The sequence below is a fragment of the Rhizobium quercicola genome, from assembly GCF_021168455.1.
Classification (GTDB): Bacteria; Pseudomonadota; Alphaproteobacteria; order Rhizobiales; family Rhizobiaceae; genus Ferranicluibacter; species Ferranicluibacter quercicola.
Map to the genome: position 1 here is coordinate 1 of NZ_JAJOZR010000023.1, position 26,120 is coordinate 26,120.

Below are 26,120 nucleotides of genomic sequence, written 5' to 3' on the forward strand. Positions count from 1 at the left end.
GACCGCCGAACGATCGAGGAGGCTTGGCGCGAGGTCGGAAGCCTCCTCACTCACTTCAGCCCAACAGAATGCGCCGCGTACCTGCGACACGCAGGGTATGGTGCAATAACAGCCTGACAGACTCTAGCAAAAAGCCAACATTACCAAATGTTCATGCCCCAGACATTCCCTCGTAAGGTGCGGGCGCCTATTTCTGTCGTCATCGGTTGTTTCCCTCCAGTCACAGCCAGAGCAGAGAAGAAAAGGCACATCAGGATGACAACGACACGTTCCTTCCGCCCCTCCCTCAAGACCGTCCTGAAGACGTCCAGCGTCGCGGGTCTGGCCGCCGTCATGCTCTCGACGGGCATTCCGGCCGCGATCACGAATTCCTTTGCAGAGCCCGTCCGCATCACGGCGCCGCAGCAGGTTCCGAGCTTCGCCAATGTGGTCGATGCCGTTTCCCCGGCCGTCGTGTCCGTCCGCGTGCAGAGCCGCGCCAACCCGGTTTCCGAGGATGCCTCCAACGGTTTCTCGTTCGATTTCGGCGGTCGCGGCTTCGACGATCTTCCCGAAGATCACCCGCTGAAGCGTCTGTTCCGCGAGTTCGGCGGCCCGAACGGTGGCCCGCAGCACGGGCCGAACGGTCCGCGCGCCGAACGCGGCCCGCACGGCAAGGGTGGCGAAGGTCGCCTGCGTCCGACCTCGCAGGGCTCCGGCTTCTTCATCACTGAAGACGGCTACCTCGTCACCAACAACCACGTCGTCAGCGACGGCTCGGCCTTCACGGTCGTGCTCAATGACGGCACCGAACTCGATGCCAAGCTGGTCGGCAAGGACAGCCGCACCGACCTCGCCGTGCTGAAGGTCGATGACAAGCGCAAGTTCACCTATGTGAGCTTCGCCGACGACAGCAAGGTGCGTGTCGGCGACTGGGTGGTCGCGGTCGGCAACCCCTTCGGCCTTGGCGGCACGGTGACCTCGGGGATCGTTTCGGCGCGTGGCCGCGACATCGGCTCCGGCCCCTATGACGACTATCTGCAGGTGGATGCGGCGGTGAACCGCGGCAACTCCGGTGGCCCGACCTTCAACCTCGAAGGCCAGGTGGTCGGCATCAACACCGCGATCTTCTCGCCCTCGGGCGGCAATGTCGGCATCGCCTTCGCCATTCCCGCCTCCGTCGCCAAGGACGTGGTCGAGGATCTGATGAAGGACGGCAGCGTCTCGCGCGGCTGGCTTGGTGTGCAGATCCAGCCCGTCAACAAGGACATCGCCGACAGCCTCGGCCTTGCGGAAGCGAGCGGTGCGCTGGTGGTCGAGCCGCAGCCGGGTTCGCCGGGCGAAAAGGCCGGGATCAAGAAGGGCGATGTCGTGACCGCGGTCGATGGCGATCCGATCAAGGGACCGCGTGAGCTGGCCCGCAAGATCGGCGCGATGAAGCCGGGCAGCTCGGTCGATGTCTCGCTGTGGCGGGACGGCAAGTCGCAGAGCGTCAAGCTGGTGATCGGCACCCTGCCGGACGACAAGCAGGAAGCCGCGGCGGAAACGACCCAGCCGGACGAACCCTCGCAGCCGGCCAGCGAAAAGGCTCTCGCGGATCTCGGGGTGACGGTGGCGCCGTCGGAAGACGGACAGGGCGTGACGATCTCGCAGGTCGATCCGGACAGCGATGCGAGCGATCGCGGCCTGAAGCAGGGCGAGAAGATCGTCTCGGTCAACAATCAGGAAGTGAAGTCGGCCGACGACATCCTGAAGGTGATCAGCCAGGCCAAGAAGGACGGCCGTTCCAAGGCGCTGTTCCAGATCCAGGCCGACAATGCCAGCCGCTTCATCGCGCTGCCGATCGACCAGGGCTGATCACGCCGCGCGATCGACTAATGTCGATCACGCCGAGATAGCGTGATGGCGCGCCGCGAAATCGACGAGGTTTCGCGGCGTCGCCGTTCCCAGACCTGTTTCGTTTTCAAGGAAACACTGTGAAAGTGACGGGACCGGCAGTATGGTCAGCCACATGAAGATATTGATTGTCGAGGACGACCTCGAGGCCGCAGCCTACCTTTCCAAGGCGTTCCGCGAGGCGGGCATCGTCAGCGACCACGCGAGCGACGGCGAGAGCGGCTTGTTCATGGCGAGCGAAAACAGCTACGACGTCGTGGTGATCGATCGCATGCTGCCGCGCCGCGACGGCCTGTCCGTCATCACCGAATTGCGCGCGCGCGGCATCCACACGCCGGTGCTCATTCTCTCCGCACTCGGCCAGGTGGACGACCGGGTGACGGGGCTGCGGGCGGGCGGCGACGACTACCTGCCGAAGCCCTACGCCTTCAACGAGCTTCTGGCCCGCATCGAGGTGCTGGGCCGGCGCAAGGGCGCGCCGGAGCAGGACATGATCTACCGGGTCGGCGATCTCGAACTCGACCGGTTGTCCCACACCGTCAAGCGGCAGGGGCGGGAACTGCTGCTGCAGCCGCGTGAATTCCGGCTGCTCGAATATCTGATGAAGAATGCAGGGCAGGTGGTGACGCGCACCATGCTGCTCGAAAACGTCTGGGACTATCATTTCGATCCGCAGACCAACGTCATCGACGTGCATGTGTCGCGGCTGCGCGCCAAGATCGAGAAGGATTTCGACCAGCCGCTGCTGCGCACGGTTCGCGGTGCCGGCTACATGATCAAGGACGAACCCAAGGTCGAGGGGCGCGCCGAGGCATGAGCCGCGTCGGCATTCTGATGCGCACGACGGCCGTGCGGCTGTCGGCGCTCTATCTCGTGCTGTTTTCGCTCTGCGCCGCCTTCCTCGTCTTCTACGTCACCGGCATGTCGCAGCGGCTGCTCGACCAGCAGACCAAGGATGCGGTGAGCGCCGAAGTGTCGCAGATCGAGGCGATCTACGGGCGCGCCGGCATCAACGGCCTGCTGCGGACGCTGGAGCGCCGCGCGCGCCAGCCGGGTGCGGCGCTCTACGTGATCGCCGGACCGACGGGGGAGATCCTGGCGGGCAACGTCGCCTCGCTGCAGCCGGGCCTGCTCGACAAGGAGGGCTGGACCGACGAGGCTTTCGCCTATCAGCGCTATACCGACGAGAACGGCAAGGACCGCCATGTGGCGCTCGCCCATGTTCTCTTTCTCGACAACGGCCTGCGCGTGCTCGTCGGCCGCGACCTGCAGGAGCCGGAGAAATTTCGCGTTCTCGTTCGTCAGGCACTGATGGTCGCACTCGGCGTCATGGGCATCGGCGCGCTGATCATCTGGTTTGCCATCGGCCGCAACGCGCTGAAGCGCATCGACCGCATGTCGGATGCGAGCACGCGCATCATGGCCGGGGACCTGTCGCAGCGCTTGCCGATGAGCGGTTCCGGCGACGAGTTCGACCGGCTGTCGGAATCGCTGAATGCGATGCTCGGCCGCATCGAGAAGCTGAACGAGGGGCTGCGGCAGGTCTCCGACAACATCGCCCACGACCTGAAGACGCCGCTGACGCGCCTGCGCAACAAGGCGGAAGCGGCTCTGTCCCACAACACTTCCATCGACGGCTATCGCGGCTCGATGGACGAGATCATCAACGAGTCCGACCAACTGATCCGCACGTTCAACGCGCTGCTGATGATCTCCCGCGTCGAGGCCGGCTCGTCGGCTGCCGAGATGAGCGAGGTCGACCTGTCGCAGAGCGTGGCCGATTGCGTCGAGCTCTACGAGCCGCTGGCGGACGAGCATGCGCTGGCGCTGGAAGCCGCGGTCGAACCGGGCATCTCCGTCACGGGAAACCGCGAGCTGATCGGCCAGGCCCTCGGCAATCTCATCGACAATGCCATCAAATATTCCGAAGGGGCCACCGACCCACGCATCCTCGTCCGGCTGTTCCGGCGCGATGGCGCCGCTGTCGTCTCCGTCGCGGACTTCGGCCCCGGCGTGCCCGACGACAAGCGGGAGGTGGTGGTGCAGCGCTTCGTGCGACTCGACCAGAGCCGGTCGAAGCCCGGGACGGGGCTCGGCCTGTCGCTGGTGGAGGCCGTCATGGAGCTGCATCACGGCAGCCTTGCGCTCGGCAGCACGCGTCCCGAGGCAGAGGGCGCAAAGGGTCTGACGACGGAGATGGTTTTCCCGCAGGGTCCGACCTGACGCTCTCCTGACGCATGGCGTTTACCCGAAACCGTTACACCCTTTCGGGCGAGATGCTGTATGGGACGTTGGCAAACGTCGTGATCGGGAGGTTTCATGACCGGGCAGGAGCAGCCGATGCGGCTCGCGGCATTGGCGACATGCACGCTGAAGCCGATGAGCCAGAGCGAGGCGCGCAGCGTCAATGCCGATCTGAAAGCGATGGCGAAGGCCGAGCCTCTGCTGCAGTCGCTTCTGGAGGAGGCGCCTGTGCTGCGCGATTTCCTCGTTGCGGCTTTTTCCCTGTCTCCCTATCTGCGCGATATCGCGATGGCCCATCCGGCACTGCTCCTGAGAGTGGTGACGGAGCCTCTCGGGCCGCTTCTCGACGACACCATCGGCCAGGCGCGGGACAGCTGGCGCGGGCCGGACGTGACCGACGGCCTGCTCATGGAGCGCCTGCGGCGGGGCAAGCGAACGGCGGCGTTCGCGCTTGCGCTGCACGATCTGGCGCGGCTGACGGAGGCGCGCGACAGTGCGCGGCTGCTCAGCCGGTTCGCGGCCGCCGCCACCTCCGCCACGATCGACCACCTGCTTCTTGGCGCGCATCGTCAGGGCAAGATCCGGCTTGGCGACGAAGCGCGGCCGAGTAGCGGCTCGGGCGTCATCGTTCTCGGCATGGGCAAACTCGGTGCCGACGAGTTGAACTATTCCTCCGATATCGATCTCGTGGTCTTCTACGAGCCGGAGGCGCTCGGTTTCGCCGATCGTCTCGACGCGTCCGACATCTTCGCGCGGCTTTTGCGCCGGCTGGTCCGGATTCTGCAGGAGCGCACGGGCGACGGCTATGTGTTCCGCACGGACCTGCGCCTGCGACCCGATCCGGGCGCGACGCCGCTGGCCATTCCGGTCGAGGCAGCGCTGATCTACTACGAGGGACGCGGGCAGAACTGGGAGCGGGCGGCCTATATCAAGGCGCGCCCTGTCGCGGGCGATCTCGAGGCCGGCGAGCGGTTCCTGAAGGCGCTTCGCCCCTTCGTCTTCCGCAAATATCTCGATTACGCGGCGATTGCCGACATCCACTCCATCAAGCGGCAGATCCATGCGCATAAGGGCCATGGCGAGATCGCGGTGAAGGGGCACAACGTCAAGCTCGGCCGCGGCGGCATCCGCGAGATCGAGTTCTTCGTGCAGACCCAGCAGCTGATCGCCGGCGGCCGTGCCGCGGCCCTGCGCGGGCGCGAGACGGAGGCCATGCTGGCCGCGCTGGCGGAGGCCGGCTGGATCGACGCGGGGACGCGGGACGAGCTGACGCAGGCCTACTGGTTCCTGCGCGATGTCGAGCACCGGATCCAGATGGTGCGCGACGAGCAGAGCCACACGCTTCCGACCCTCGAGGCCGAGCTGAAGCGGATCGCGCTAATGGCGGGATTTGCCGACACGAAGAGCTTTGCCGACGCGCTTTCGCACGTCATGCGCACGGTGGAGCGGCGCTATGTGCAGCTGTTCGAGCGCGAGGCCGAACTGTCCTCGGAGCTGGGCAATCTCGTCTTCACCGGCCAGAAGGACGACCCCGAGACGCTGGAGACGATCCACGGCCTCGGCTTCGAGCGGCCGCAGGACATCGCCCGCGTGATGCGCACCTGGCACAATGGCCGCTATCGCGCGACCCAGTCCGTCGAGGCGCGCGAGCGGCTGACGGAACTGACGCCACGGCTCCTGAAGGTGTTCGGCGAGAGCCGGCGGGCCGACGAGGCGCTCTTGCGGTTCGATGCCTTCCTCGCCAAGCTGCCGGCCGGCATCCAGCTTTTCTCGCTGCTCGGCAAAAACCCGGCCCTTCTTTCCCTGATCGTCACCATCATGTCGGCCGCACCCCGGCTCGCCGATATCATCGCGGGCAAGCCCCATGTCTTCGACGGCATGCTCGACCGGCGCGTGCTCGACGAGATGCCCGAGCGGGCGGATCTGGCGCGCAGGCTCGACGACTTTCTCTCGACCGCCCGCCACTACGAGGACCGCCTCGACCGCCTGCGGATCTTCGCCTCCGAGCAGCGCTTCCTCATCGGCATCCGGCTGCTGACCGGCGTGATCGACGGTCCGGCCACCGGCCATGCCCTGACGGACCTCGCCGAGATTCTGGTTGCCGCAACCTTCATGGCGGTCCGCCGCGAGATTGCCGAGGCGCATGGCGAGATCGCAGGCAGCCGCGCGTCGCTGATTGCGATGGGCAAGGCCGGCAGCCGCGAGCTGACGGCGGGTTCCGATATCGACCTGATCCTCATCTACGATCATGATGGCGACGCGGCGGATTCCGACGGGCCCCGCCCGCTCGACGCCGCCCGCTACCATGCCCGCCTGACGCAGAGGCTGATCGCGGCTTTGTCCGCGCCGACGGCCGAGGGTGTGCTGTACGAGGTCGACATGCGGCTGCGCCCTTCGGGCAACAAGGGCCCCGTGGCCACCCGTCTGCCGGCTTTCGTGAAGTATCAGCGCGACGAAGCCTGGACCTGGGAGCACATGGCCCTGACCCGTGCCCGCCCCATCGCGGGGGACGCGGACATGATGCAGGCGACGGCGGATGCGATCCAGGCGATCATCGCGAAACCGGGCGACCCCAAGGTGCTGCGCAAGGACGTGCGCGAGATGCGCGTGCTGGTGGAAGCGGAAAAGCCGCCGGAGAACGCCTGGGACTTCAAGCTGATCCCCGGCGGTCTCGTGGACATCGAGTTCTCGGCGCAACTGATATTTCTGCTGGCGGCCGCGCAGGGCGGAGCCTTGCCGGCCTGCGGGTTGCCGACGGCCGGCGTGCTGGAGCAGCTGGGCCCGCGCTTTCTGCCGGATGCGGACCTGACGCTCATGCGTCGGGCGCTGGCCCTGATGACCGATCTCTCGCAGATCATCCGTCTCTGCATCGACGGCCCGTTCGATCCGAAGCAAGCTCCGGCCGGCCTGATCGAGCGGCTCTGCCGGGCAGGCGACGCGCCGGACATCAAGGTGCTGGAGGCCGAACTGCGGCGGCTGACGAAGGCCGTGCGCCGCATCTTCCTCGCGCTCGCTGCCGATTGACGGATCAGACCGAGTCGGGAATGCGCACGGAGATGATCGTGCCGACGTTTTCGGCCGAATGGATCTTCATCCGCCCGCCATGCAGCGTGGTCAGGGACCGGGAGATGGCAAGCCCGAGGCCCGAGCCGCCCTTGCTCTTGGCGTACTGGCTCTGAACCTGCTCGAAGGGAAGGCCGATCTTGCGCATGGCGGAACGGGGAATGCCGATGCCGGTATCGGCGATCGTCAGCATGACCGCGCCGGAGACCTTGCGCGCCCTCAGCGAGATGCGGCCGCCCTCGTTGGTGAACTTGACGGCGTTCGACAGCAGATTGAGCAGCACCTGCTTCATCGCCCGGCGGTCGGCGACCATCGTCAGGCCCGAGGAGACCTGGTGGATAACGCTGATGTTCTTCTGCGTGGCGGGGATGGTGGTGAGCCGCAGGGTTTCCTCGATCAGGGGCGCAAGGTCGATCCGCTCGCGGTCGATCCGCATCTGCCCGGCCTCGATCTTCGACATATCGAGAATGTCGTTGATGACGTTCAGAAGGTGCTTGCCGCTGTCGTGGATATCGAGGGCGTATTCGCCGTATTTGTCGGAGCCGAGCGGACCGAACATGCGGTGCTTCAGGATTTCCGAGAAGCCGAGGATCGCGTTGAGCGGCGTGCGCAGCTCGTGGCTCATATTGGCGAGGAATTCGGACTTCGCCCGGTTGGCGGCTTCGGCGCGCTGCTTTTCCGCCAGATAGTTGGCATTGGCGATCGACAGTTCCGACTTCTGGTGTTCCAGCGTCATGCGCGATGTCGAGAGATCGCCGATGGTCGCCATCAGCCGGCGTTCGGATTCGCGCAAACGGACCTGATGGCGCTTGAGGAGGGTGATGTCGGTGCCGACGGAGACGAGGCCGCCGTCGCGCGTGCGGCGATCGTTGATCTGCAGCCAGCGCTGGTCGGCCAGCTGGACCTCCGAGGTCGAGGAATGATTGGCGCGATCCGGATCGGCGATCCGTCGCTCGATGATCGGGCGGGCGGAGGCGGCATTGACGGCCGAGCGCTCGGTGCCGGGCACGAGCACGCTGTCGGGAAGCTGGTAGGCCTGCTGGTAGTGCGTGTTGCACATCACCAGCCGGTCGTGCTTGTCCCAGAGCACGAAGGCTTCCGACGTACATTCGATCGCATCCGCCAGCCGCTGGTCGGCCTCGGCGTAGCGCTGGGCGAGGCGATGCTGTTCCGTCACGTCCATGGCGATGCCGATGAGGTGCACGCGATCGCCGCTGGTGCGGATGACCTGCGCACGGGCGCGCAGCCAGACGTAATGCCCGTCGGCATGGCGCATGCGGAACACATGATCGATGTGGCGGGTATCGCCGCGGGCGATGGAACGGGCGACCTTGTAGAGGCCGGTATCGTCGGGATGCATCAGCCGGGCGGCATCGCCGAAGGAGAGAACGCTGCCCTGCGGCGTCATGCCCAGCATTTCATACATGGAACGCGACCAGAACAGCCGGCGGTTCGGCATGTCGAAATCCCAGAGCCCGCACCGCCCGCGCGACAGCGCGGTCTCGACGCGCAGGTTCGACTCGGCAAAGATCTGGTCGGCATCCCGCGCGCGCTTGGCCTGGATGTAATAGGCGTAGAGCACGACGAGCAGGATCGCGGAAATGCCGGCAAACAGCGTGACGTTCAGCGAAACCTCGTCGCGCCAGAGCCGATCCATATGGGCGAGCGGCGTGGCAACCATCAGCGTGCCCGCCTTCTCGCCCACCTGCATCAAGGCGACGAGGTACTCGTCTCCACCGATGAAGGCGTTCATGACGGTTGAACGCTCGCCGAAATACTGGAAGGCGGCGATCTCCGGCGAGATGGCCGACAGCGCCCGACCGGTAAACAGCTTGCCCTCCGAGGAGGACGCGAAGATGCGCCCGTCATTGCGCACCGCGAGCGCGAAGGCGCCGGGTTCCAGCATGTCGGGGGAGAGGAGGTCGTTCAGCGTCTGCTCGACCGGCGCGCGTTCGGCCTGGTCGAAAAGGAGATGCGCCTGCGGGGCAAGGGTGGCTTCGGCGGCCGTTGCCGCCATGACGGTCGTCTGGCGGGCGCTGTTTTCCATCCGCGCGTATTCGTTGACGATGCCGCTGATGCGCGAGATGGCGACCACGATGAGGAACGCCGTGATGAGAACGGGGATGGAGCGCTTGAGGAGCGGCTCCGCCTTGTTCAGCCGGAGGGAGGCCGGTGCGGCAAGGGTGCGCACATGCCGCAGGAAACCCTGCTCGAGCCCCGCAAGGCCCGGGAATCGTGGACGCAGCCGATCCCCGGCCGCGCGCATCTGCTGCGCTTCCGCCATCTTCGTCAAATCTTTGAACCTCGCTTGATTCGACGCGCCGCTCGCCCGAATCTGGCTCAATGAATCAATTCGGATTCTTCTTGTCCAGCGAAAAGGGTAACGGGACGTTAACCAGTTCTCACTGGTGCGAATTCGCAGCTTGCCGTGCCGCGAACCCGATTTTCAACGTAAGTCGCTGAAAGGAATCAAGAATTTAACGGGGCTGATCGCGCGGATCAGCCCTTGAGCGTGCGTTCCACGATGTCGCTGACATCGGGCGAAAGTTTCGCGCCAGCTGCGATCTCGCCGAGCGCCGCACGGGCATGCTCGGCACGCCCGGCTTCCAGCGAACGCCAGGACCGCATCGAGGTCAGGAGGCGCGCCGCAAGCTGCGGGTTGCGCGGGTCGATGTCGAGGATCTGGCGTGCAAGGAACCGGTAGCCCTTGCCGTCCGCCCGGTTGAAGCCGGTGGCGTTGGAGAAGGCGAAGGTGCCAACGAGCGCGCGGACACGGTTGGGGTTGAGGCCGTTGAAGAGGGGATGCCCCATCAGGGCCTCGACGCGCTCCAGCGTCGCTGCACCCGGAATGGTCGCCTGGACGGTGAACCATTTGTCGAGAACGAGCGCATTGTCGGCAAACCGCGTCTGGAAGCTTTCGAGCGCCGCCGCGGCCTCCGGCGTGTCCGGGAAGCGATGGACGAGAATGGTCAGCGCCTGGCTGAGATCGGTCATGTTGTCGGCGGCCGAGAAGGCTTCGACGGCGCGTGCCGGCGTGTTTTCGGCCAGAACGAGATAGGCGAGCGCGCTGTTGCGCAGCGCACGGCGGCCGGCGCTTGCGGCATCCGGGGAAAACGCTTCGGTCGAGCGCGTGGTCTCGAACAGACCGGCAAACGTCTCCCGGCCGGCCGTGGCGATCGCCGTCATGATCGCGCGACGGGCGGCGAAGATGGCGTCCGGATCGTTGTCCCGGCCGATTTCCCGCGCGATATCCGACTCGCTCGGCAAGGCCAGCGCCTGGGCGCGGAAGGCCGGCTCCAGCGTGTCGTCCGAGACGGTCGCCATGAGCGCGTCGATGAGGGCCTGGTCGCAGATGACCGGCGTGCCGGCCCTGACACTTGCCGTGGCCGCGACCAGCGCGTCGAGCGCCATGTCGTTCAGCGCCTGCCAGCGCGCGAAGAGATCCGTCTCGAAACGGGCGATCCGGGCACGGTCGGTCGAGGATTTTTCGAAATGCAGGTTGATGGGAGCGGAGAAGCCGCGATTGAGCGACACGACGGGACGGGAGGCGATGCCTTCGAACGTCACGCTCTGGCTGCGCTCGACGAGATGCAGCACGTCGCCGGTCACTTCGGCGCCCGAGACGCCGGATGCGGTGAGGATCGTGCCGTCTTCGGAGATGAGCGCGAAGCGAAGCGGGATATGCATCGGCTGCTTGGTGCTCTGGCCGGGTGTCGGCGGCACGGTCTGCTCGAGCGCCAGCGTGAAGGTCTGACGGCTCGCGTCGTAGGTCCCGGATGCACTGACGAGCGGTGTGCCGGCCTGGTGGTACCAGAGGGCGAACTGCGTCAGGTCCCGGCCACTCGCCGCCTCGAAGCAGCGGACGAAATCCTCGATCGTGACGGCCTGTCCGTCATGGCGCTCGAAATACAGATCCATTCCGGCCTTGAAGAGATCGGGCCCGAGCAGGGTGGCGATCATGCCGGTGACTTCCGAGCCCTTCTCGTAGACGGTCGTCGTGTAGAAATTGTTGATCTCGCGGTAGCGCGTCGGGCGGACGGGATGGGCAAGCGGCCCGCCGTCTTCGGGGAACTGCTCGGCCTTGAGATGGCGAACCTCGGCGATGCGCTTGACGGCGCGCGAGCGCTGGTCGGCGGAAAACTGATGGTCGCGATAGACCGTCAGGCCTTCCTTGAGGCAGAGCTGGAACCAGTCGCGGCAGGTGATGCGGTTGCCGGTCCAGTTGTGGAAATATTCGTGCGCGATGATCGCTTCGATATTGGCGTAATCCTGGTCCGTCGCGGTTTCCGGGTCCGCCAGAACGTACTTGTCGTTGAAGACGTTCAGCCCCTTGTTCTCCATGGCGCCCATGTTGAAGTCGGAGACGGCGACGATCATGAAGATATCCAGATCGTATTCACGCCCGAAGACCTCTTCGTCCCAGCGCATCGAGCGCTTCAGGGCGTCCATCGCATAGGCCGCGCGCGGCTCCTTGCCGTGCTCCACATAGATCTTCAGCACGACCTCGCGGCCGGACATGGTGGTGAAGCTGTCCTCGATCACGCCGAGATCGCCGGCGACCAGCGCGAAGAGATAGCTGGGCTTGGGATGCGGATCGAACCAGGCGGCGAAGTGGCGTCCGTCGCCCATGCCGGCGCCGCCGAGGAAATTGCCGTTGGAGAGCAGCAGCGGCACGGTCGCCTTGTCCGCGATGATGTTGACCGTGTAGACGGCGAGCACGTCCGGCCTGTCGGGGAAGAAGGTGATGCGGCGAAAACCCTCGGCTTCGCACTGGGTGCAGTAGACGTCGTTCGTCCGGTAGAGGCCCATCAGCTTGGTGTTGGTCTGCGGCGACAACTCGGTCGTGACGGTGATCTCGAAGGGCGTGCTGTCCGGCAGGCCGCGAATGGTCAGCGTCTCCGCGGTCTCGGTATAGTCATCGGCCGCGATCGGCTCCTGGTCGAGCAGCAGGCCGGTCATCTTCAGCTCGTCGCCATCCAGCACCAGCGGGCGGTCGGCCGCCACGCCTTCGCGGCGATGGAAGATCAGACGGGCTTCGACCTTGGTTTCCAGCGGATCCAGTTCGAAGGTCAGATCGACGCGTTCAAGCACGAAGTCCGTCGCCTGATAGTCTTCGAGGTGGATGATCTCGCCCGTGTCCGTCCGCATGTGTCGTTTTGCTCCCCGGGGCACTCTGTAAAAGCCGACCGCGCCGATGCGATGGCCAGTGCCGATAAAAGACCTGAACAATTACGCGGTTCGGCCTAACAAGATTTTAAGCAATAAGCCATTTTGGGACGGACTTCATCCTTTTCGAATCACTATTACCAAAACGTGCGCGGCGAGCTGCTGTCCGCCGCGCAGAATGCGTAAGCCTTCGCTAGCAACGCTGCGGCGCGAACCGTCCGCTGCGCGGATATCTGCAAATTTCCGCCTCAGCCGATTCCGGTTCGGGGATTTATGCAGTAGGCTTGCGATTCTCCGCGCCGCCTCCGGCTGCCTTCCCTCCTCATGCATGCAGGACCGATCTTATGGATCGCGACGAGCCCAACCCGCTTCTGGGCATTGCTCTCAAAGTGTCTTCCGTTCTCGTTTTCGTGGCGATGTCGACCTTCATCAAGTCGGCCGGCAACGGGATCGCGACCGGTCAGATCACCTTCTACCGCTCGGCGTTCGCGATGGTGCCGATCCTCGGATACCTCGCGATCAGGGGCGATCTCGCCACCGCCTTCCGCACGCGTGATCCGTTCGGCCACCTCGTTCGCGGCTTCATCGGCATTCTCGCCATGAGCTGCGGCTTCTATGGCCTGACGCATCTGCCGCTGCCCGAGGCCATCGCCATCGGCTATGCCATGCCGCTTCTGGCCGTCGTCTTCGCCGCTGTGTTCCTGAAGGAGGTCGTGCGCATCTATCGCTGGTCGGCCGTCATCGTCGGCCTCGTCGGCGTGATGATCATCACCTATCCGCGTCTGACGCTGTTTGCCGGCGGCGGTGGCGATGCCGGCGCCGCCTATGGCGCCCTGTCGGTGCTGCTCTCGGCGGCGCTCGGCGCGACGGCCATGGTGCTCGTGCGCAAGCTGGTGATGAACGAGCGGACGCACACGATCGTCCTGTATTTCTCCCTGTCCGCCTCCCTGTTCTCGCTGCTGACGCTGCCCTTCGGATGGGAGCCGCTGAGCTGGCGCGCCTTCCTCTTCCTCATGGCGGCGGGTTTTTGCGGAGGTGTCGCGCAATTGCTGCTGACGCAGAGCTATCGCTATGCCGATATGTCGACCATCGCGCCGTTCGAATATACCTCGATCGTTCTCGGACTGGTGATCGGCTACTGGCTCTTCGACGACGTGCCCACCGTCACCATGCTCATCGGGACCGCCATCGTCATCGGCGCCGGCATCTTCATCATCCTGCGCGAACACCGGCTGGGCCTGGAGCGAAAGGCCGCACGCAAGCACGTCACACCGCAAGGGTGACGTCGAAGCGGCGCGGGGAGGACAGTCGGGGGAGTGTGTTCGAGGTCAGCCTCGAAGGCGCGCAGACAAGCGCTCTCGCGATCGGGGCGGCGCGGCCTGCTGAAAAAAGAGGCGAGACAGGCCCGACCAGATCGGAAAATGCCTGTCCCGATGCCGGAGGCGAGCGCGTCGGCTCTCAGAATTCCTTGCCGACCGTGCGGCGAGGACGGCGGGACGCCGAAGACCTTAGCGCGGCAGCAGGCCGAAGGAACCGCGGTTGGTGTCCGACGCGGCGCGGGCATCGCGGCTCAGGTCCGAAAAGGTCTGGGAAGCACGCACGGCGATCCGGATGTCGGAAACAAGAGCGTTCAAAGCGCGGATGGCCATGGGATGATCCTTTCGATCTCGTCCGGGAGGATGGCCCGAACAGATGGTGCGTCGAATGATGTTCGCCTGCGATGAGGCGAGCCGGGTGCTGGAGGCGCGAAAATGCGCCGTCGATCAGCGCTGGATGAAGTCGGCGTAGAGGCTGGCGGGACGTACGGCGCGGGCGTAGCCGGCAGCCGTCATTTGTTCGTTTGCGGCCGAGCCGAAGCCGTTGAACGACGTGCGGAGGGCAGAGCCACTGCGACGGAGCGTTTCGAAGCCGCAATGCAGAGGGCGCGGACGGGTGTTCATTGTCAGTTCCTTAAATTCCGTTCCCCCCGTAAGCCTATATTGCGCTGCACCATGATTTTCACAAGCCGCGATGCCGGGTTGCTGCCATGCGCAACTTGCATGGCTTTTTCCCTTTGCCATTCATCGTTTCTTCGCAATTGAAAAAAGCGTCGTGACGGCCGGGCGTCAGGAGTGGCCGTCCGCGGTAAACATCTGCAGGTCCTGCCAGGCGAGACGCTTGCAGATCGGCGCGGACATCAGGTCCTGCGGATGCAGGGTGGCCAGCGCCCGGAATGTCTCGCCGCCGGTCATGATGGTGCGCCAGTCGCCACGCATTTCGTGGATCGTGTCGGTGCCGCCGAAGAAGAATCGCGCCGCGAAATTGCCGAGAACGAGCACGCGCCGGGGCTTGGCGAGCGCGAACTGCCGGTCGAGGAACGGCCGGCAGATCTCCAGCTCCCGCGCCGACGGCATGCGATTGCCGGGCGGACGCCAGGGAATGACGTTGGTGATCAGCACGCCCGACCGGTCGAGCCCGACAGCCGCCAGCATCTTGTCGAGAAGGTCGCCCTGCCGGCCGGCGAAGGGGCGGCCCTCGCGGTCGTCGTCGCCGTTCGGTCCCGGCCCGACGATCATCAGCCCAGGGGCCGGATCGCCCTCGGCAAAGACGAGGTTGCGGGCGCTGTTGCGCAGGTTGCAGCCGGTAAAGCTGTCGAGCGCGCGTTTCAGGTCGGCAAGCGTCTGCGCCGAACCGGCAGCGATCCGCGCCTCGGCCACGGCCTGCTCGTCGGGGATCGCGACGCGGGTGGAGACGGGGCGTGGTGCGGGCTCGGCCTTGCCCCGCGTCTGCGGCTTGTCCGCAGCGGGCGGTTGGGCACGGCCGGTCGCTTCATTTTTGGGCGCTGATGCGCCGTAGCTTTGCGCGTTCTGCAGGGCTCCCGCCGTGCTCCCGTCGCGGGCGCCGGATCCAGCCGCGCCGCGCGCCGTCTGGCTCTCGGCAAAGGCGGCGATCCTGTCGATCGGATCGTCCTCCAGCAGCCACTCCACCCCCGAATCCGCATGGAAATGCAGAAGCGCCGCGAGCTCGTGCGGCGTCATCGCATCCAGGGTCGGTCCGTCGGAAAACCGTGTCTCGTCAGGGGAGGTCATGGCAGAAGGTTTACAGAAGCGCCGCCGCGCATGAAAGCGGCAAATGCCGTGAAGGCGCCTGCGTCCCGCACCGGGCGTCAGTTCGCCTCCGCTGTCCACAGGTCGATGTCGTCCCGCGCGCCGATGAGCGCGAGACCATGGGCGATGGAGAGGAGTTCGCCGCCGCTCTCGATGCGTCCGCGTTCGAACCGGCGCTCGAACATGCGCCGCACGGCTGGCACGAAGGAGGTGCCGCCGGTGAGAAATACCTTGTCCACCGCGCCGGCCGCCGTGTTCGTCTTCTCCAGCACCTCGTCCAGCGCACTCTCGATCCGTCCGAGTTCCGGCGCGATCCACTGCTCGAAATCGGCGCGGCGCACGATCTTGCGGCTGCGCTCGCCGAGCGGCGCGAAGAAGAACTCCGTCTCCTCCTCCGACGAAAGCCGCATCTTGGCAGCGGAAACGGCCTGATACAGGGGATAGCCCTCGTCATGTTCGATGAGGTCGATGAAGGCCTCCAGCTTTTCCGGCTCCAGCGAGGAGCGCACGAGCTGCTTCAGATCCGCGAAGTCCTTGAGCGTCTTGAAGATCGACAACTGGTTCCAGCGTCCGAAATTCGCGTAGTAACCGGAGGGGACGTCGAGCACCTTGTCGAACGAGCGGAACTGGGTGCCCTTGCCGATCAGCGGCGAGACGAGGTTGTCGATGATGCGGAAGTCGAAATGATCGCCCGCCACGCCGACGCCGGAATGGCCGATCGGCGTTGCCGACAGCACGCCGGCATGGGTCTCGAAGCGGATCAGCGAATAGTCGGTCGTGCCGCCGCCGAAATCCGCGACCAGCACCGTCGCATCCTGTTTCAGCGTCTGGGCGAAGTAGAAGGCCGCGGCCACCGGCTCGTAGACATAGCGGATATCCGAGAAGCCGAAGGTGCCGAGCGCCATCTGGTAGCGCTCCAGCGCCAGGGCGTCGTCCGGGTTCGCGCCGGCATAGCGCACCGGCCGGCCGACCACGATGCGGGTGCCCTCGACGGGCCAGGCGTCGCCGGCATAGCCCTTCAGACGTGCGACGAATGCGCGCATCAGATCCTCGAATCCATTCCGCCGTGCGAAGATCAGCGTTCCCTGGAAAAGCGGGCTGGCGGCGAAGGTCTTGATCGACTGCAGGAAGCGTGCGTCGCCCGGATTGTCGATGAAGGTGCGGATGGCGGCCTGTCCCGCCTCGATCTGCAGAGCCTGCGCGCCGAGGTCCGGATGCTTCATGAACGACAGGGCGGTGCGCATCGTGTCGTATCGTCCGGCGGGGCTGTCGAAGTCGATTGCCCGTGTTTTTCCGTGCTCGACGGCGGCGAGGACGGAGTTGGTGGTGCCGAAGTCAAAGCCGAGCGACTGGGTCATGGTTGTCTCTCCTCATGGGGATCGCCCAGCGACGACAGGTCGAGCGCCGGGGGTCCGGGCGCGGCAAGGTCTGTCGATCGCGAGCATGGGCCGGCCCGTCGCGGCGGGCCTGCGGGAATGGAAACGGTCGCCGTTATCGGCTGTGGGGATGCCGCTCCCTCGCATGGCCCGCCCTCAAAAACAAGAGCGCCCGCCGCCGAAAACACGCGCGAGAGGCGGCAACGCGCCGCTTCGTGACGCACATCGGCTCGACAAGCTTGCTCTTATTTGACATGACGACCCATGGAGACGGGCGCGGCAAAGGCCGTCGAAGCGGAGGCTGATCATGAGCGAAAGACAGGAAATGCCGGAGCGGGAGAGCATGGATTTCGACGTGGTCGTGGTGGGGGCCGGCCCGGCGGGCCTGTCCGCCGCGATCCGGCTGAAGCAAGTAAACCCGGAACTTACGGTTGTGGTGCTGGAAAAGGGTGGCGAGGTCGGCGCGCATATCCTCTCGGGCGCCGTGGTCGATCCCTGCGGCGTGGATGCCCTTCTGCCCGGTTGGCGCGACGAGGCGGACCATCCCTTCAAGACCGAGGTGACGGAGGACCAGTTCCTGCTGCTCGGGCCCGCAGGCTCGCTGCGCCTGCCGAACTTCGCCATGCCGCCCCTCATGAACAATCATGGCAACTACATCGTCTCGCTCGGCAATGTCTGTCGGTGGCTGGCCGGCAAGGCGGAAGAGCTCGGTGTCGAGATCTATCCCGGCTTTGCCGCGACCGAGGTGCTCTATAACGAGGAGGGCGCCGTCGTCGGCGTCGCCACGGGCGACATGGGCATCGAGAAGAACGGCGAGCCCGGCCCGAACTTCGCCCGCGGCATGGAGCTTCGCGGCAAATATGTGCTGATCGGCGAAGGCGTGCGCGGCTCGCTCGCCAAGCAGCTGATCGCCCGCTACGACCTGCAGAAGGACCGCGAACCGCAGAAATACGGCATCGGCATCAAGGAACTCTGGCAGGTGAAGCCGGAGAACCACAAACAGGGCCTGGTGCAGCACTCCTTCGGATGGCCGCTGGGTCTGAGCACCGGCGGCGGCTCGTTCCTTTATCATCTCGAGGACAACACGGTTGCCGTCGGCTTCGTGGTGCACCTCAACTACAAGAACCCCTATCTCTATCCGTTCGAGGAGTTCCAGCGCTTCAAGACGCATCCGGCCATCCGCGGCACCTTCGAGGGGGGCAAGCGCCTGTCCTACGGCGCGCGCGCGATCACCGAAGGCGGCTATCAGTCGGTGCCGAAGCTGACCTTCCCCGGCGGCGCGCTGATCGGCTGTTCCGCCGGTTTCGTCAACGTTCCCCGCATCAAGGGCAGCCACAACGCCGTCCTCTCGGGCAAGGCGGCGGCCGAAAAGATCGCCGCGGCGATCGCGGCCGGTCGGGCGAACGACGAGGTGGTGGAGATTGAAAACGAGTGGCGTGCCGGCCCGATCGGGCAGGACCTGAAACGCGTGCGCAACGTCAAGCCGCTCTGGTCGAAGCTCGGCACGGTGGCCGGCGTCGCGCTCGGCGGTCTCGACATGTGGACCAACCAGCTCTTCGGCTTCTCGTTCTTCGGCACGCTGAAGCATGGCAAGACGGATGCCCAAAGCCTGGAGCCGGCGGCCAAGCACAAGAAGATTGCCTATCCGAAGCCGGATGGTGTGCTGACCTTCGACCGGTTGTCCTCGGTGTTTCTCTCCAACACCAACCATGAGGAGGATCAGCCGGTCCACCTGAAGGTGAAGGACATGGAGCTGCAGAAGCGCTCCGAGCACGACATCTATGCCGGACCCTCCACACGCTATTGCCCGGCGGGTGTCTATGAATGGGTGGAAAAGGACGGCGAGGAAGTCTTCGTGATCAACGCGCAGAACTGCGTTCACTGCAAGACCTGCGACATCAAGGACCCGAACGGCAACATCACCTGGGTTCCGCCGCAGGGCGGCGAGGGCCCGGTCTATCCCAACATGTAGGGTCGATCCGAATATGTAAGGCTCATGCGAGGCGCGAAGACGCCTTTGCGGATTCCTTAAAAACGAAAAACCCTCCACTCCCCGGCCTGACGGAACGTCGGACCTGCGGGAAGGGAGGGTTTTTCTTTGCGAGGATCGATCAATGCACGGTCATCCATTCGCGGGCCGAGCGCAGCGCGATGGCGAGATCGGCCTTCGACATGGTGGCGGCAAGATCGGCGCGCAGTTCCGCGGCCCGCTCGGAGCCCTTGATGGCGGCGATGTTCAGCCACTTGTGGGCGGCGACGACGTCGATGTCGCAGCCGCGGCCCGTGGCGTACATCAGGCCCATGTTGCAGAAGGCTTCCGCGCGGTTTTCGCCGGCGATCGTTGCGTAGGTGAAATTCTGAAGGTCGAAGCGTGCCATTGTCGGTGTCCCTGTTTCGGTCGATCGTTTCTGCGTGCAGTCCCTGTCTTGCCTCCGAAAGCCCGGCCCTCTGCGGGGCGCTTGATATTCCGGCGGTTGTCGGCGGAGTGTTCGTCCCCGCTCGTCTTATGGGTTGAAGTATGCGGCACGGCCTTCAATTCCCGCTTAAAATGCATGCTTAACTCGCGGCAAACGAAGTTCAAACGATTGGTAAACTTGGGTTTTCATTAAACATCCCGCACCTTGCGATGCCGGGCTTTCGTCTCGAATTTTACGGATCTTTTACATCTCGATTTCAACGCTTTGTTCACCACGAAACGCACAGGGACTGCCGCGGCCAGAAAAGATCGGCCTGCGCGATCTTTTCGAATCTCCCTTTTGACATTCCTTTTACGTTCACGTAATTTAGGCGGAGACGCTCGGGAGGCGTCTTTTGGAGGGAGATTTCATGAAGATCACACGGATCCTGTCGGCCGCTATCCTGGGCTCGGCACTTCTCGCGCTGCCCGTTCTCGCGGCAGAGCCGATCGTCGGCAACTGGAAGACGGCAAGCGGCGAAACCGCCGTCATCGCCACCTGCGGCGGCAACTTCTGCATCACGGTGAAAACCGGCAAGCATGCGGGAAAGAAGATCGGCACGCTATCGGGCGCGGGCGAGAGCTATACCGGGGAGGTGACGGACCCCGACAACGACAAGACCTATAGCGGCTCCGCAGCGGTCGCCGGCAACCAGCTGAAGCTGAAGGGTTGCGTGCTGAAGGTTCTCTGCAAGAGCCAGACCTGGAGCCGGCTCTAGACAGATCCGGGCGACACCGGCTGGCGTCGCCCCGCGTCATGCGGTGGCGATAAGGGAACGGAGCTTTCCCGGTTCGCCGGGAAAGCCGGGAGCGCAGAGGTTCGGGACGAAAGGGTGGAGTCCCTTTTGACCCAATCTACTGCGCGCGCTGGCCGAACAGGATCTTCTGCGCATCCTTGTCTTCCGACAGGTGCTTCTGCCGCTCGCGCTCCTCGCGCCCGACCTCGAAGCCGGCGATGACGGCGGGGCGGGCTGAGAGGGTCTCGAACCAGCGCTTGAGGTGCGGGAAGTCGTTCAGATCCTGCCCGCCGCTTTCATACTGGCGCACCCAGCCCAGGCAGGCCATGTCGGCGATCGAATAGTCGATCGCGAGAAACTCGCGATCCGCGAGGCGCCGGTTCATGACGCCGTAGAGGCGATTGACCTCGTTGGTGTAGCGATCGATGCCGTAGGCGATCTTTTCCGGGGCGTAGTGGCGGAAATGATTGGCCTGTCCGGCCATCGGGCCGAGTCCGCCCATCTGCCAGAACAGCCACTGATCGACATCCACACGCGCCCGTTCGTCGCTCGGGTAGAAGCGGCCGGTCTTGCGGCCGAGATATTGCAGGATGGCGCCCGACTCGAACACCGAGATCGGTTCGCCGCCGGGACCATCCGGATCGACGATGGCCGGCATGCGATTGTTGGGCGCGATCTTCAGGAAGTCCGGCGCGAACTGCTCGCCCTTGGAGATGTTGATATATTTGACCGCGTAGGGAAGGCCGAGCTCTTCCAGCATGATGGTGATCTTCCAGCCGTTGGGGGTCGGCCAGTAGTAGAGGTCTATCGGTGCGGACATGGTGGTCTCCGGTCTCTCGCATGCGTCGGTTTCGGCGCCAATCTAGCGCAGAAACCCGCGAACCGAAACCGTTCGCGCGCGCGATGAGCGGTCCCGATCGCACCGGAGAGACGCTGCGGAAGGAAGCGCGCCGGAGGGGGCGGGAAGGAGAATCGTTGCAATGCAGCATTCAACCTGAACGGCACATGAACCGACCTCTCAGCTGAAATTCAGTTTGGCTGTGCGAAAAGACGTTCATCGAACCAACACCAACCCACATTGCTTCGAACGGATCGACTGTCATGGATATTCTTGCACGCCGCTTCACCATCATCAGCGCTCTCATGGTCGTCTTCGCCATGAGCCTGGCTGCCGCCGTCAGCGCCGATACCGAACGCCGCCGCCAGCACGATTACACCACGACGCTTGCCGACTGCACCGCCCACACCGCCCAATTCTGCCAGGCCAAGCTCTGACATTCTCGCGCGTGACAGCGCCCGATCCGGCGCGACAATGAAACCGGACCCGCCACCGCCTGGCGGGTTTCACGGCTGACGCACCGCCCGGGCGGGTGCCTGCCTGCCTGCGTGAGCGGGGCTTGTATCCGCTCCGACATTCCGGTCATCTGTCGGCATGTTCGCTCTGCCTCTCTCCACCATCCTCCTCTATGCGCTTGCGGCTCTGTTCGAGATCGCCGGCTGTTTCAGCCTCTGGGCGTGGCTGCGTCTCGGCCGGTCCGCATTCTGGCTCATCCCCGGCATCGCCAGTCTGGTCGCTTTCGCCTGGCTTCTGACGATGAGCCCGCAGCCGGCGGCAGGGCGCAGTTTCGCGGCCTATGGCGGGATCTACATCGCGGCCGCCGTGCTCTGGATGTGGCTGGCGGAAGGCGTTCGCCCGGATCGCTTCGATCTCGCGGGCGTGCTCTTGGCCCTTGCCGGAACGCTCGTGATCCTCATGCCTTCACGCGGATAGCCGCGAACGGGTTCGGCAATTGCGCGGGTTCGTCGTCCTTTGTCGTTTGCTTGTCAATTGCGGCGTCCTATAATGCCGCATGAGCGCACGAATCTCTTCCATCCAAGCCCTTCCCACCGCCATGCCGGAGGCCTTCGAGCCGCAGACATTCGATGATCCGGTCAAGGCCGTTGATGCGCTGACGGCGCTCTACGAGCGCAACACCACGTTCCTCGTGGATGGCTTCACGGCGCTCGGCAAGGGCGTGGCCGCCAGCCGCTTCCGCGCCTGCTATCCGCAGGTCAGCATGGAAACCTCCAGCTTCGGTCATGTCGATTCGCGCCTGTCCTATGGCCACGTCACGGCGCCCGGCGTCTACACGACGACGGTCACGCGGCCAAAGCTCTTCCGCCACTATCTGAAGGAACAGCTCGGCCTGCTGATCCGCAATCACGGCACCGGCATCACCGTGTCGGAATCCTCCACGCCCATTCCGCTGCACTTCGCCTTCGGGGAGGGCGCGCATGTCGAGGCATCGCTTGCCGAAAACATCGACGTGCCCCTGCGCGACCTGTTCGACACGCCCGATCTTTCGACCACCGACGACGAGATCGCCAACGGCGCCTACGAGCCCGGCCCCGGCGAGCCGTTTCCGCTCGCCCCGTTCACGGCGCAGCGCATCGATTATTCGCTCGCGCGCCTTAGCCACTACACGGCGACCAGCGCGGCGCATTTCCAGAATTTCGTGCTCTTCACCAATTACCAGTTCTATATCGACGAGTTCTGCGTCTGGGCGCGCAAGCAGATGGCGGAAGGCGGCAATGGCTATACAGCCTTCGTCGAGCCGGGAAACATCGTGACGCAAGCCGGCTCCGACGAGCCGGACAGCGACCTGACGCTCGCCCGCCTGCCGCAGATGCCGGCCTATCACCTCAAGAAGAAGGGCCATGGCGGTATCACCGTCGTCAATATCGGCGTCGGCCCCTCCAACGCGAAGACGATCACCGACCACATCGCCGTGCTGCGCCCGCATGCCTGGCTGATGCTCGGCCACTGCGCCGGCCTGCGCAACAGTCAGGCGCTGGGCGATTACGTTCTGGCCCATGCCTATGTCCGCGAGGACCATGTGCTGGACGACGACCTGCCGGTCTGGGTGCCGATTCCCGCGCTTGCCGAAGTGCAGATGGCCTTGCAGGAGGCCGTTGCGGAAACCACGGGCTACGAGGGCTACGACCTGAAGCGCATCATGCGCACCGGCACGGTCGCCACCATCGACAACCGCAACTGGGAGCTCCGCGACCAGCGCGGCCCGGTCAAGCGGCTCTCGCAGTCCCGCGCCATCGCGCTCGACATGGAATCCGCCACCATCGCCGCCAACGGCTTCCGCTTCCGCGTGCCCTACGGAACCTTGCTCTGCGTTTCCGACAAGCCGCTGCATGGCGAACTGAAACTGCCGGGCATGGCCACGGCGTTCTACAAGAATCAGGTCAGCCAGCACCTGCAGATCGGCATTCGCGCGCTGGAGAAGCTTGCCGCCATGCCGCCGGAAAAGCTGCATTCCCGCAAACTGCGCAGCTTCTTCGAGACCGCCTTCCAGTAGCGCCGGAAGGCGTTGCCTAGCGGTTTTGAGCGTAGACCGCGTTCAGGCCGTCAGGCCGGGCGCCGGCTCGACGGCGGCGGCCTGGGGTGCCACCGGTCTGCCGACCAGCAGCTTCAGCTCGCCGGCATGGATCTTGATCTCCACATCGCCGCGAAGCCGCAGCAGCTCGCCGTCGATGACGCAGTTGATCTTGTGCTTGCGGGCGTCCGGAAAATAGAGCTCGACCTGCTTGACGCTCATCTCGGTGATCAGCGTGCTCTCGCGAAACTTGCCGCGCAGAATGTCGAAGACGAGGCGGCCGACGCCGGGCGGGGTGAGGGGCGGGGCGGTGTAGAAGCCGAGATGACCGCCGGTCAGATCGTCCGCATACATCAGCGAATTGGCGCCGAAGTGATTGTTGGACACCGAGAGGGCCGAAACCTTGCGCCGCTCCGTCACGCCATCCGCGCGAAACTCTATTCTGAACTGCGGCGGGTTGAAGACCACGCCGATCGCCGCCCGGGTGCTGGCGGAAATCTTGCCGAGGCGTGAGGCGAAGCTGTAGGATTCGCGGTAGCGCACCATGCGCGCATGCAGGCCCATCGAGAACTGGTGCACGAAGGCGCGGCCATTGGCACTGCCGATGTCGCCGTCGATGACCTCGCCATTGGCCAGCACGTCGAGAACCTTCCAGATATCGAGCGGCAGCTTCAGCGAGCGCGCAAAAAGGTTCATGGTGCCGGCGGGAACGACGCCGAGCGGCAGGCCGCTCTTCCACGCGACGCCGGCCGCAGCCGAAATTGTGCCGTCGCCGCCGCCGGCGATCATTGCATCCAGATCGTCCCGGCTCGCCGCCTTCTTCAGCTCGGCTTCCATGTCGCTGCCCGACACGACGGCGATTTCGATCTCGTGGCCTGCCGAGCGGAATGCCTCGTCCATCGCCTTCGTGTAAAGGCCCATATCGGTGGTGCGAAAGGTCCCGCCGTCGCTGTTCAGTATGGCTTTGAGCTTCATGCGGATCCCGGCTGTGTCTGAGCACAAGGCTGGGCGAAGCCGGGCAAACCCCGGCCTGTCCCTCTTGCCGGATCGTATATGCGGCGTCCGTCACAGGGTTCAAGATGACGATGGGCGGGCGGGCCCTGCTTATTTCGCATCCGCGAATGAAGTCAGGATCCGCGCACACGAGAGTGCCGAGGGTATCGACCCTCAGGCCGAGGCCTGCAGCACCACCACCTGATCGCCGGCCTTCACGCGGCCGTAGAGATTGACCACATCGTGATTGAGCATGCGCACGCAGCCGCTGGACATGGCATGGCCGATCGACCGCGGCTGGTTCGTGCCGTGAATGCGGAACATCGTGTCGTTGCCGTTGCGATAGAGATAGATCGCGCGGGCGCCCAGCGGATTGTTGGGGCCACCCGGCAGGCCGCCGGCATATTTCAGGTTCCGGCCGGGATCGCGCCGGATCATGTTGGGCGTCGGCGTCCAGCTCGGCCATTCCGCCTTGCGGCCGATATAGGCGTTGCCGGCCAGCGCATAGCCTTCGCGGCCGACGCCGATGCCGTAGCGCATGGCACGGCCGTTTCCGAGGATATAGTAGAGCCGCCGCGCCGGCGTATCCACCACGATGGTGCCCGCCCCGTAAGCCGAGACATAGGCGACCTCCTGCCGGCGCAGGTCCGGCTCGATCTGGTCCAGCGGTACGGCGGGCAGGGGAAACCGCTCGTCCGGAAGCGCCGCGTAGTTCAGCCGGGCGACGGACCCGGTATCGGCACAGCCGGCGAGAAGAGCGGAAAAGCCGAGCAGCAGGCCGCGGCGGGAGATGGACATGGTCTGGCCTCGAATGTGGTGATTCTGTGGAGACCAAAATGCGGAATTTATGGTTAACAGCGGGTAAACACGCGCCACCGAGCGTTGTCATCGCCGCACGCTCCGTGAAACGTGACGGCCTGTCATTCTTTGTGACATCCCGGTCACAGGCGGCAGCGGATCGTTTCGGCCTCTCGCGCGTTATGAACGGCCAAACGCATTTCCGCCCTAACTCGGGTCGATGTCCGTATCTCGTTCTGACAGGAGACAATCATGAACAAACCCCTCGCCAGCATCGTCTGCGCTGCAGCCATTGCATCCGGCACCCTGCCGGTCGTGGCCGCCGACCTCGCCCCCGCACAGTCCTATTCCGATTCGGGCGCCCGCAATGGCGTCAAGATCGGCTATCTCGATTGCACCATCGCCGGTGGCGCCGGTTACATCCTCGGCTCGTCCAAGGAGGTCAACTGCGCCTTCAAGTCCACCATCGACGGCGAGCCTGTCGACGACTATTCGGGCGCCATGCGCAAGCTGGGCGTCGATCTCGGCTTCACCACGGAAGGCCGCCTGATCTGGGCCGTTCTCGCCCCGACGGCGGGCTACCACCATGGCTCGCTGGCCGGCCTCTACCAGGGTGCTTCCGCGGAAGCGACCGTCGGCCTCGGCGTCGGCGCAAACGTCCTGGCCGGCGGCACGTCCGGTTCGATCCACCTGCAGCTCCTGAGCCTGCAGGGCCAGGTCGGCCTGAACATTGCGGCCGCCGGCACGTCGATGACGCTGACCTCGGTCAACTGATCGACGCACGACGGAATGAGAGAAGAGCGCGCAGCCACACGCTGCGCGCTCTTTTCGTTTTAACAAAAGAAAACCTCCGCCTATGGCGGAGGATTGGAAGAGTTCTACGCGGTATGAAAGAAACCACCGGGCTTGGATCACGAAGTGATCGAAGACCGGAGGTTATAATGGACGATAACCATCTA

The 26,120-nt window shown here is 64.8% G+C and carries 21 protein-coding genes; 11 read left to right on the forward strand and 10 right to left on the reverse strand.

Annotated features, from left to right (window positions below; genetic code table 11):
- Positions 1–255: 255 nt before the first annotated feature.
- The 4 genes from LRX75_RS22715 to LRX75_RS22730 all read left to right on the forward strand — a co-directional run bounded on the left by LRX75_RS22715 (position 256) and on the right by LRX75_RS22730 (position 7,143).
- On the forward strand, positions 256–1,836 hold the full coding sequence (locus LRX75_RS22715; protein ID WP_113150182.1) for a Do family serine endopeptidase: 1,581 nt from the start codon (positions 256–258) through the stop codon (positions 1,834–1,836).
- Positions 1,837–1,978: 142 nt separating this feature from the next.
- On the forward strand, positions 1,979–2,692 hold the full coding sequence (locus tag LRX75_RS22720) for a response regulator transcription factor (protein WP_269456310.1): 714 nt from the start codon (positions 1,979–1,981) through the stop codon (positions 2,690–2,692).
- Entirely contained in the window at positions 2,689–4,098 is a 1,410-nt protein-coding gene (locus tag LRX75_RS22725; RefSeq protein WP_113150184.1) for a sensor histidine kinase, read from the forward strand. The genes LRX75_RS22720 and LRX75_RS22725 overlap by 4 nt, the downstream gene beginning before the upstream one ends.
- A 96-nt stretch (positions 4,099–4,194) precedes the next feature.
- Positions 4,195–7,143: a bifunctional [glutamine synthetase] adenylyltransferase/[glutamine synthetase]-adenylyl-L-tyrosine phosphorylase gene (locus tag LRX75_RS22730; protein ID WP_231816862.1), complete on the forward strand. Its 2,949-nt coding sequence runs from the start codon at positions 4,195–4,197 to the stop codon at positions 7,141–7,143.
- Between the two features lie 4 nt (positions 7,144–7,147).
- On the opposite strand, the gene LRX75_RS22735 is transcribed toward LRX75_RS22730, so the two are convergent.
- The gene (locus tag LRX75_RS22735; RefSeq protein ID WP_420851255.1) at positions 7,148–9,466 is read right to left on the reverse strand and encodes an ATP-binding protein; all 2,319 of its coding nucleotides are present in this window, start codon (positions 9,464–9,466) and stop codon (positions 7,148–7,150) included.
- A 215-nt stretch (positions 9,467–9,681) separates the two neighbouring features.
- The gene (pepN, locus tag LRX75_RS22740) at positions 9,682–12,330 is read right to left on the reverse strand and encodes an aminopeptidase N (protein WP_231816864.1); all 2,649 of its coding nucleotides are present in this window, start codon (positions 12,328–12,330) and stop codon (positions 9,682–9,684) included.
- Positions 12,331–12,692: 362 nt separating this feature from the next.
- On the opposite strand from pepN, the gene LRX75_RS22745 reads away from it, so the two are divergent.
- Entirely contained in the window at positions 12,693–13,631 is a 939-nt protein-coding gene (locus LRX75_RS22745) for a DMT family transporter (RefSeq protein ID WP_231816865.1), read from the forward strand.
- 225 nt (positions 13,632–13,856) lie between these two features.
- Here the strand turns inward: LRX75_RS22745 and LRX75_RS22750 are convergent, their stop codons facing one another.
- From LRX75_RS22750 to LRX75_RS22765, 4 genes are all read right to left on the reverse strand, one after another.
- A complete protein-coding gene (locus tag LRX75_RS22750) occupies positions 13,857–13,997 on the reverse strand; it encodes a hypothetical protein (protein WP_162742936.1) in 141 nt (46 codons plus the stop codon).
- Between the two features lie 114 nt (positions 13,998–14,111).
- On the reverse strand, positions 14,112–14,288 hold the full coding sequence (locus LRX75_RS22755; protein ID WP_231816866.1) for a hypothetical protein: 177 nt from the start codon (positions 14,286–14,288) through the stop codon (positions 14,112–14,114).
- A gap of 165 nt (positions 14,289–14,453) precedes the next feature.
- Positions 14,454–15,416, reverse strand: a complete 963-nt coding sequence (locus LRX75_RS22760; protein ID WP_231816867.1) for a uracil-DNA glycosylase — start codon at positions 15,414–15,416, stop codon at positions 14,454–14,456.
- Between the two features lie 77 nt (positions 15,417–15,493).
- Positions 15,494–16,792 carry an Hsp70 family protein gene (locus LRX75_RS22765; RefSeq protein WP_231816868.1) on the reverse strand — a complete coding sequence of 433 codons (1,299 nt, stop codon included), beginning with the start codon at positions 16,790–16,792 and terminating at the stop codon, positions 15,494–15,496.
- 325 nt (positions 16,793–17,117) lie between these two features.
- On the opposite strand from LRX75_RS22765, the gene LRX75_RS22770 reads away from it, so the two are divergent.
- Complete coding sequence (locus tag LRX75_RS22770) at positions 17,118–18,782, forward strand: electron transfer flavoprotein-ubiquinone oxidoreductase (RefSeq protein ID WP_231816869.1); 1,665 nt, start codon at positions 17,118–17,120, stop codon at positions 18,780–18,782.
- A gap of 139 nt (positions 18,783–18,921) precedes the next feature.
- Here the strand turns inward: LRX75_RS22770 and LRX75_RS22775 are convergent, their stop codons facing one another.
- Entirely contained in the window at positions 18,922–19,188 is a 267-nt protein-coding gene (locus LRX75_RS22775) for a sel1 repeat family protein (protein WP_231816870.1), read from the reverse strand.
- A 448-nt stretch (positions 19,189–19,636) separates the two neighbouring features.
- Here LRX75_RS22775 and LRX75_RS22780 point away from each other — a divergent pair, with 448 nt between their 5' ends.
- Positions 19,637–19,984 carry a DUF2147 domain-containing protein gene (locus tag LRX75_RS22780; RefSeq protein WP_231816871.1) on the forward strand — a complete coding sequence of 116 codons (348 nt, stop codon included), beginning with the start codon at positions 19,637–19,639 and terminating at the stop codon, positions 19,982–19,984.
- A gap of 136 nt (positions 19,985–20,120) precedes the next feature.
- Here the strand turns inward: LRX75_RS22780 and LRX75_RS22785 are convergent, their stop codons facing one another.
- Positions 20,121–20,822, reverse strand: coding sequence for a glutathione S-transferase N-terminal domain-containing protein (locus tag LRX75_RS22785; protein ID WP_231816872.1), 702 nt, complete (start codon positions 20,820–20,822; stop codon positions 20,121–20,123).
- 281 nt (positions 20,823–21,103) lie between these two features.
- On the opposite strand from LRX75_RS22785, the gene LRX75_RS22790 reads away from it, so the two are divergent.
- The 3 genes from LRX75_RS22790 (at position 21,104) to LRX75_RS22800 (ending at position 23,352) form a co-directional block, all read left to right on the forward strand.
- Positions 21,104–21,277 (forward strand): hypothetical protein, encoded by a 174-nt coding sequence (locus tag LRX75_RS22790; protein ID WP_231816873.1) that lies wholly within the window; start codon positions 21,104–21,106, stop codon positions 21,275–21,277.
- Between the two features lie 157 nt (positions 21,278–21,434).
- Positions 21,435–21,773, forward strand: a complete 339-nt coding sequence (locus LRX75_RS22795; RefSeq protein WP_231816874.1) for a YnfA family protein — start codon at positions 21,435–21,437, stop codon at positions 21,771–21,773.
- A 79-nt stretch (positions 21,774–21,852) separates the two neighbouring features.
- Complete coding sequence (locus tag LRX75_RS22800) at positions 21,853–23,352, forward strand: AMP nucleosidase (protein WP_231816875.1); 1,500 nt, start codon at positions 21,853–21,855, stop codon at positions 23,350–23,352.
- 42 nt (positions 23,353–23,394) lie between these two features.
- Here the strand turns inward: LRX75_RS22800 and LRX75_RS22805 are convergent, their stop codons facing one another.
- Both LRX75_RS22805 and LRX75_RS22810 read right to left on the reverse strand, forming a co-directional pair.
- Positions 23,395–24,345, reverse strand: coding sequence for a diacylglycerol/lipid kinase family protein (locus LRX75_RS22805; protein ID WP_231816876.1), 951 nt, complete (start codon positions 24,343–24,345; stop codon positions 23,395–23,397).
- Positions 24,346–24,537: 192 nt separating this feature from the next.
- Positions 24,538–25,161, reverse strand: coding sequence for a L,D-transpeptidase (locus tag LRX75_RS22810; protein ID WP_231816877.1), 624 nt, complete (start codon positions 25,159–25,161; stop codon positions 24,538–24,540).
- A 252-nt stretch (positions 25,162–25,413) separates the two neighbouring features.
- On the opposite strand from LRX75_RS22810, the gene LRX75_RS22815 reads away from it, so the two are divergent.
- On the forward strand, positions 25,414–25,935 hold the full coding sequence (locus LRX75_RS22815; protein WP_132446692.1) for a DUF992 domain-containing protein: 522 nt from the start codon (positions 25,414–25,416) through the stop codon (positions 25,933–25,935).
- Positions 25,936–26,120: the final 185 nt, after the last annotated feature.

Bases quoted from the DNA above. Each gene is read 5' to 3' on its own strand.
- LRX75_RS22715 (WP_113150182.1), top strand. From the start codon at position 256: ATGACAACGACACGTTCCTTCCGCCCCTCCCTCAAGACCGTCCTGAAG.
- LRX75_RS22720 (WP_269456310.1), top strand. From the start codon at position 1,979: ATGGTCAGCCACATGAAGATATTGATTGTCGAGGACGACCTCGAGGCC.
- LRX75_RS22725 (WP_113150184.1), top strand. From the start codon at position 2,689: ATGAGCCGCGTCGGCATTCTGATGCGCACGACGGCCGTGCGGCTGTCG.
- LRX75_RS22730 (WP_231816862.1), top strand. From the start codon at position 4,195: ATGACCGGGCAGGAGCAGCCGATGCGGCTCGCGGCATTGGCGACATGC.
- LRX75_RS22735 (WP_420851255.1), bottom strand. From the start codon at position 9,466: ATGGCGGAAGCGCAGCAGATGCGCGCGGCCGGGGATCGGCTGCGTCCA.
- pepN (WP_231816864.1), bottom strand. From the start codon at position 12,330: ATGCGGACGGACACGGGCGAGATCATCCACCTCGAAGACTATCAGGCG.
- LRX75_RS22745 (WP_231816865.1), top strand. From the start codon at position 12,693: ATGGATCGCGACGAGCCCAACCCGCTTCTGGGCATTGCTCTCAAAGTG.
- LRX75_RS22750 (WP_162742936.1), bottom strand. From the start codon at position 13,997: ATGGCCATCCGCGCTTTGAACGCTCTTGTTTCCGACATCCGGATCGCC.
- LRX75_RS22755 (WP_231816866.1), bottom strand. From the start codon at position 14,288: ATGAACACCCGTCCGCGCCCTCTGCATTGCGGCTTCGAAACGCTCCGT.
- LRX75_RS22760 (WP_231816867.1), bottom strand. From the start codon at position 15,416: ATGACCTCCCCTGACGAGACACGGTTTTCCGACGGACCGACCCTGGAT.
- LRX75_RS22765 (WP_231816868.1), bottom strand. From the start codon at position 16,792: ATGACCCAGTCGCTCGGCTTTGACTTCGGCACCACCAACTCCGTCCTC.
- LRX75_RS22770 (WP_231816869.1), top strand. From the start codon at position 17,118: ATGAGCGAAAGACAGGAAATGCCGGAGCGGGAGAGCATGGATTTCGAC.
- LRX75_RS22775 (WP_231816870.1), bottom strand. From the start codon at position 19,188: ATGGCACGCTTCGACCTTCAGAATTTCACCTACGCAACGATCGCCGGC.
- LRX75_RS22780 (WP_231816871.1), top strand. From the start codon at position 19,637: ATGAAGATCACACGGATCCTGTCGGCCGCTATCCTGGGCTCGGCACTT.
- LRX75_RS22785 (WP_231816872.1), bottom strand. From the start codon at position 20,822: ATGTCCGCACCGATAGACCTCTACTACTGGCCGACCCCCAACGGCTGG.
- LRX75_RS22790 (WP_231816873.1), top strand. From the start codon at position 21,104: ATGGATATTCTTGCACGCCGCTTCACCATCATCAGCGCTCTCATGGTC.
- LRX75_RS22795 (WP_231816874.1), top strand. From the start codon at position 21,435: ATGTTCGCTCTGCCTCTCTCCACCATCCTCCTCTATGCGCTTGCGGCT.
- LRX75_RS22800 (WP_231816875.1), top strand. From the start codon at position 21,853: ATGAGCGCACGAATCTCTTCCATCCAAGCCCTTCCCACCGCCATGCCG.
- LRX75_RS22805 (WP_231816876.1), bottom strand. From the start codon at position 24,345: ATGAAGCTCAAAGCCATACTGAACAGCGACGGCGGGACCTTTCGCACC.
- LRX75_RS22810 (WP_231816877.1), bottom strand. From the start codon at position 25,161: ATGTCCATCTCCCGCCGCGGCCTGCTGCTCGGCTTTTCCGCTCTTCTC.
- LRX75_RS22815 (WP_132446692.1), top strand. From the start codon at position 25,414: ATGAACAAACCCCTCGCCAGCATCGTCTGCGCTGCAGCCATTGCATCC.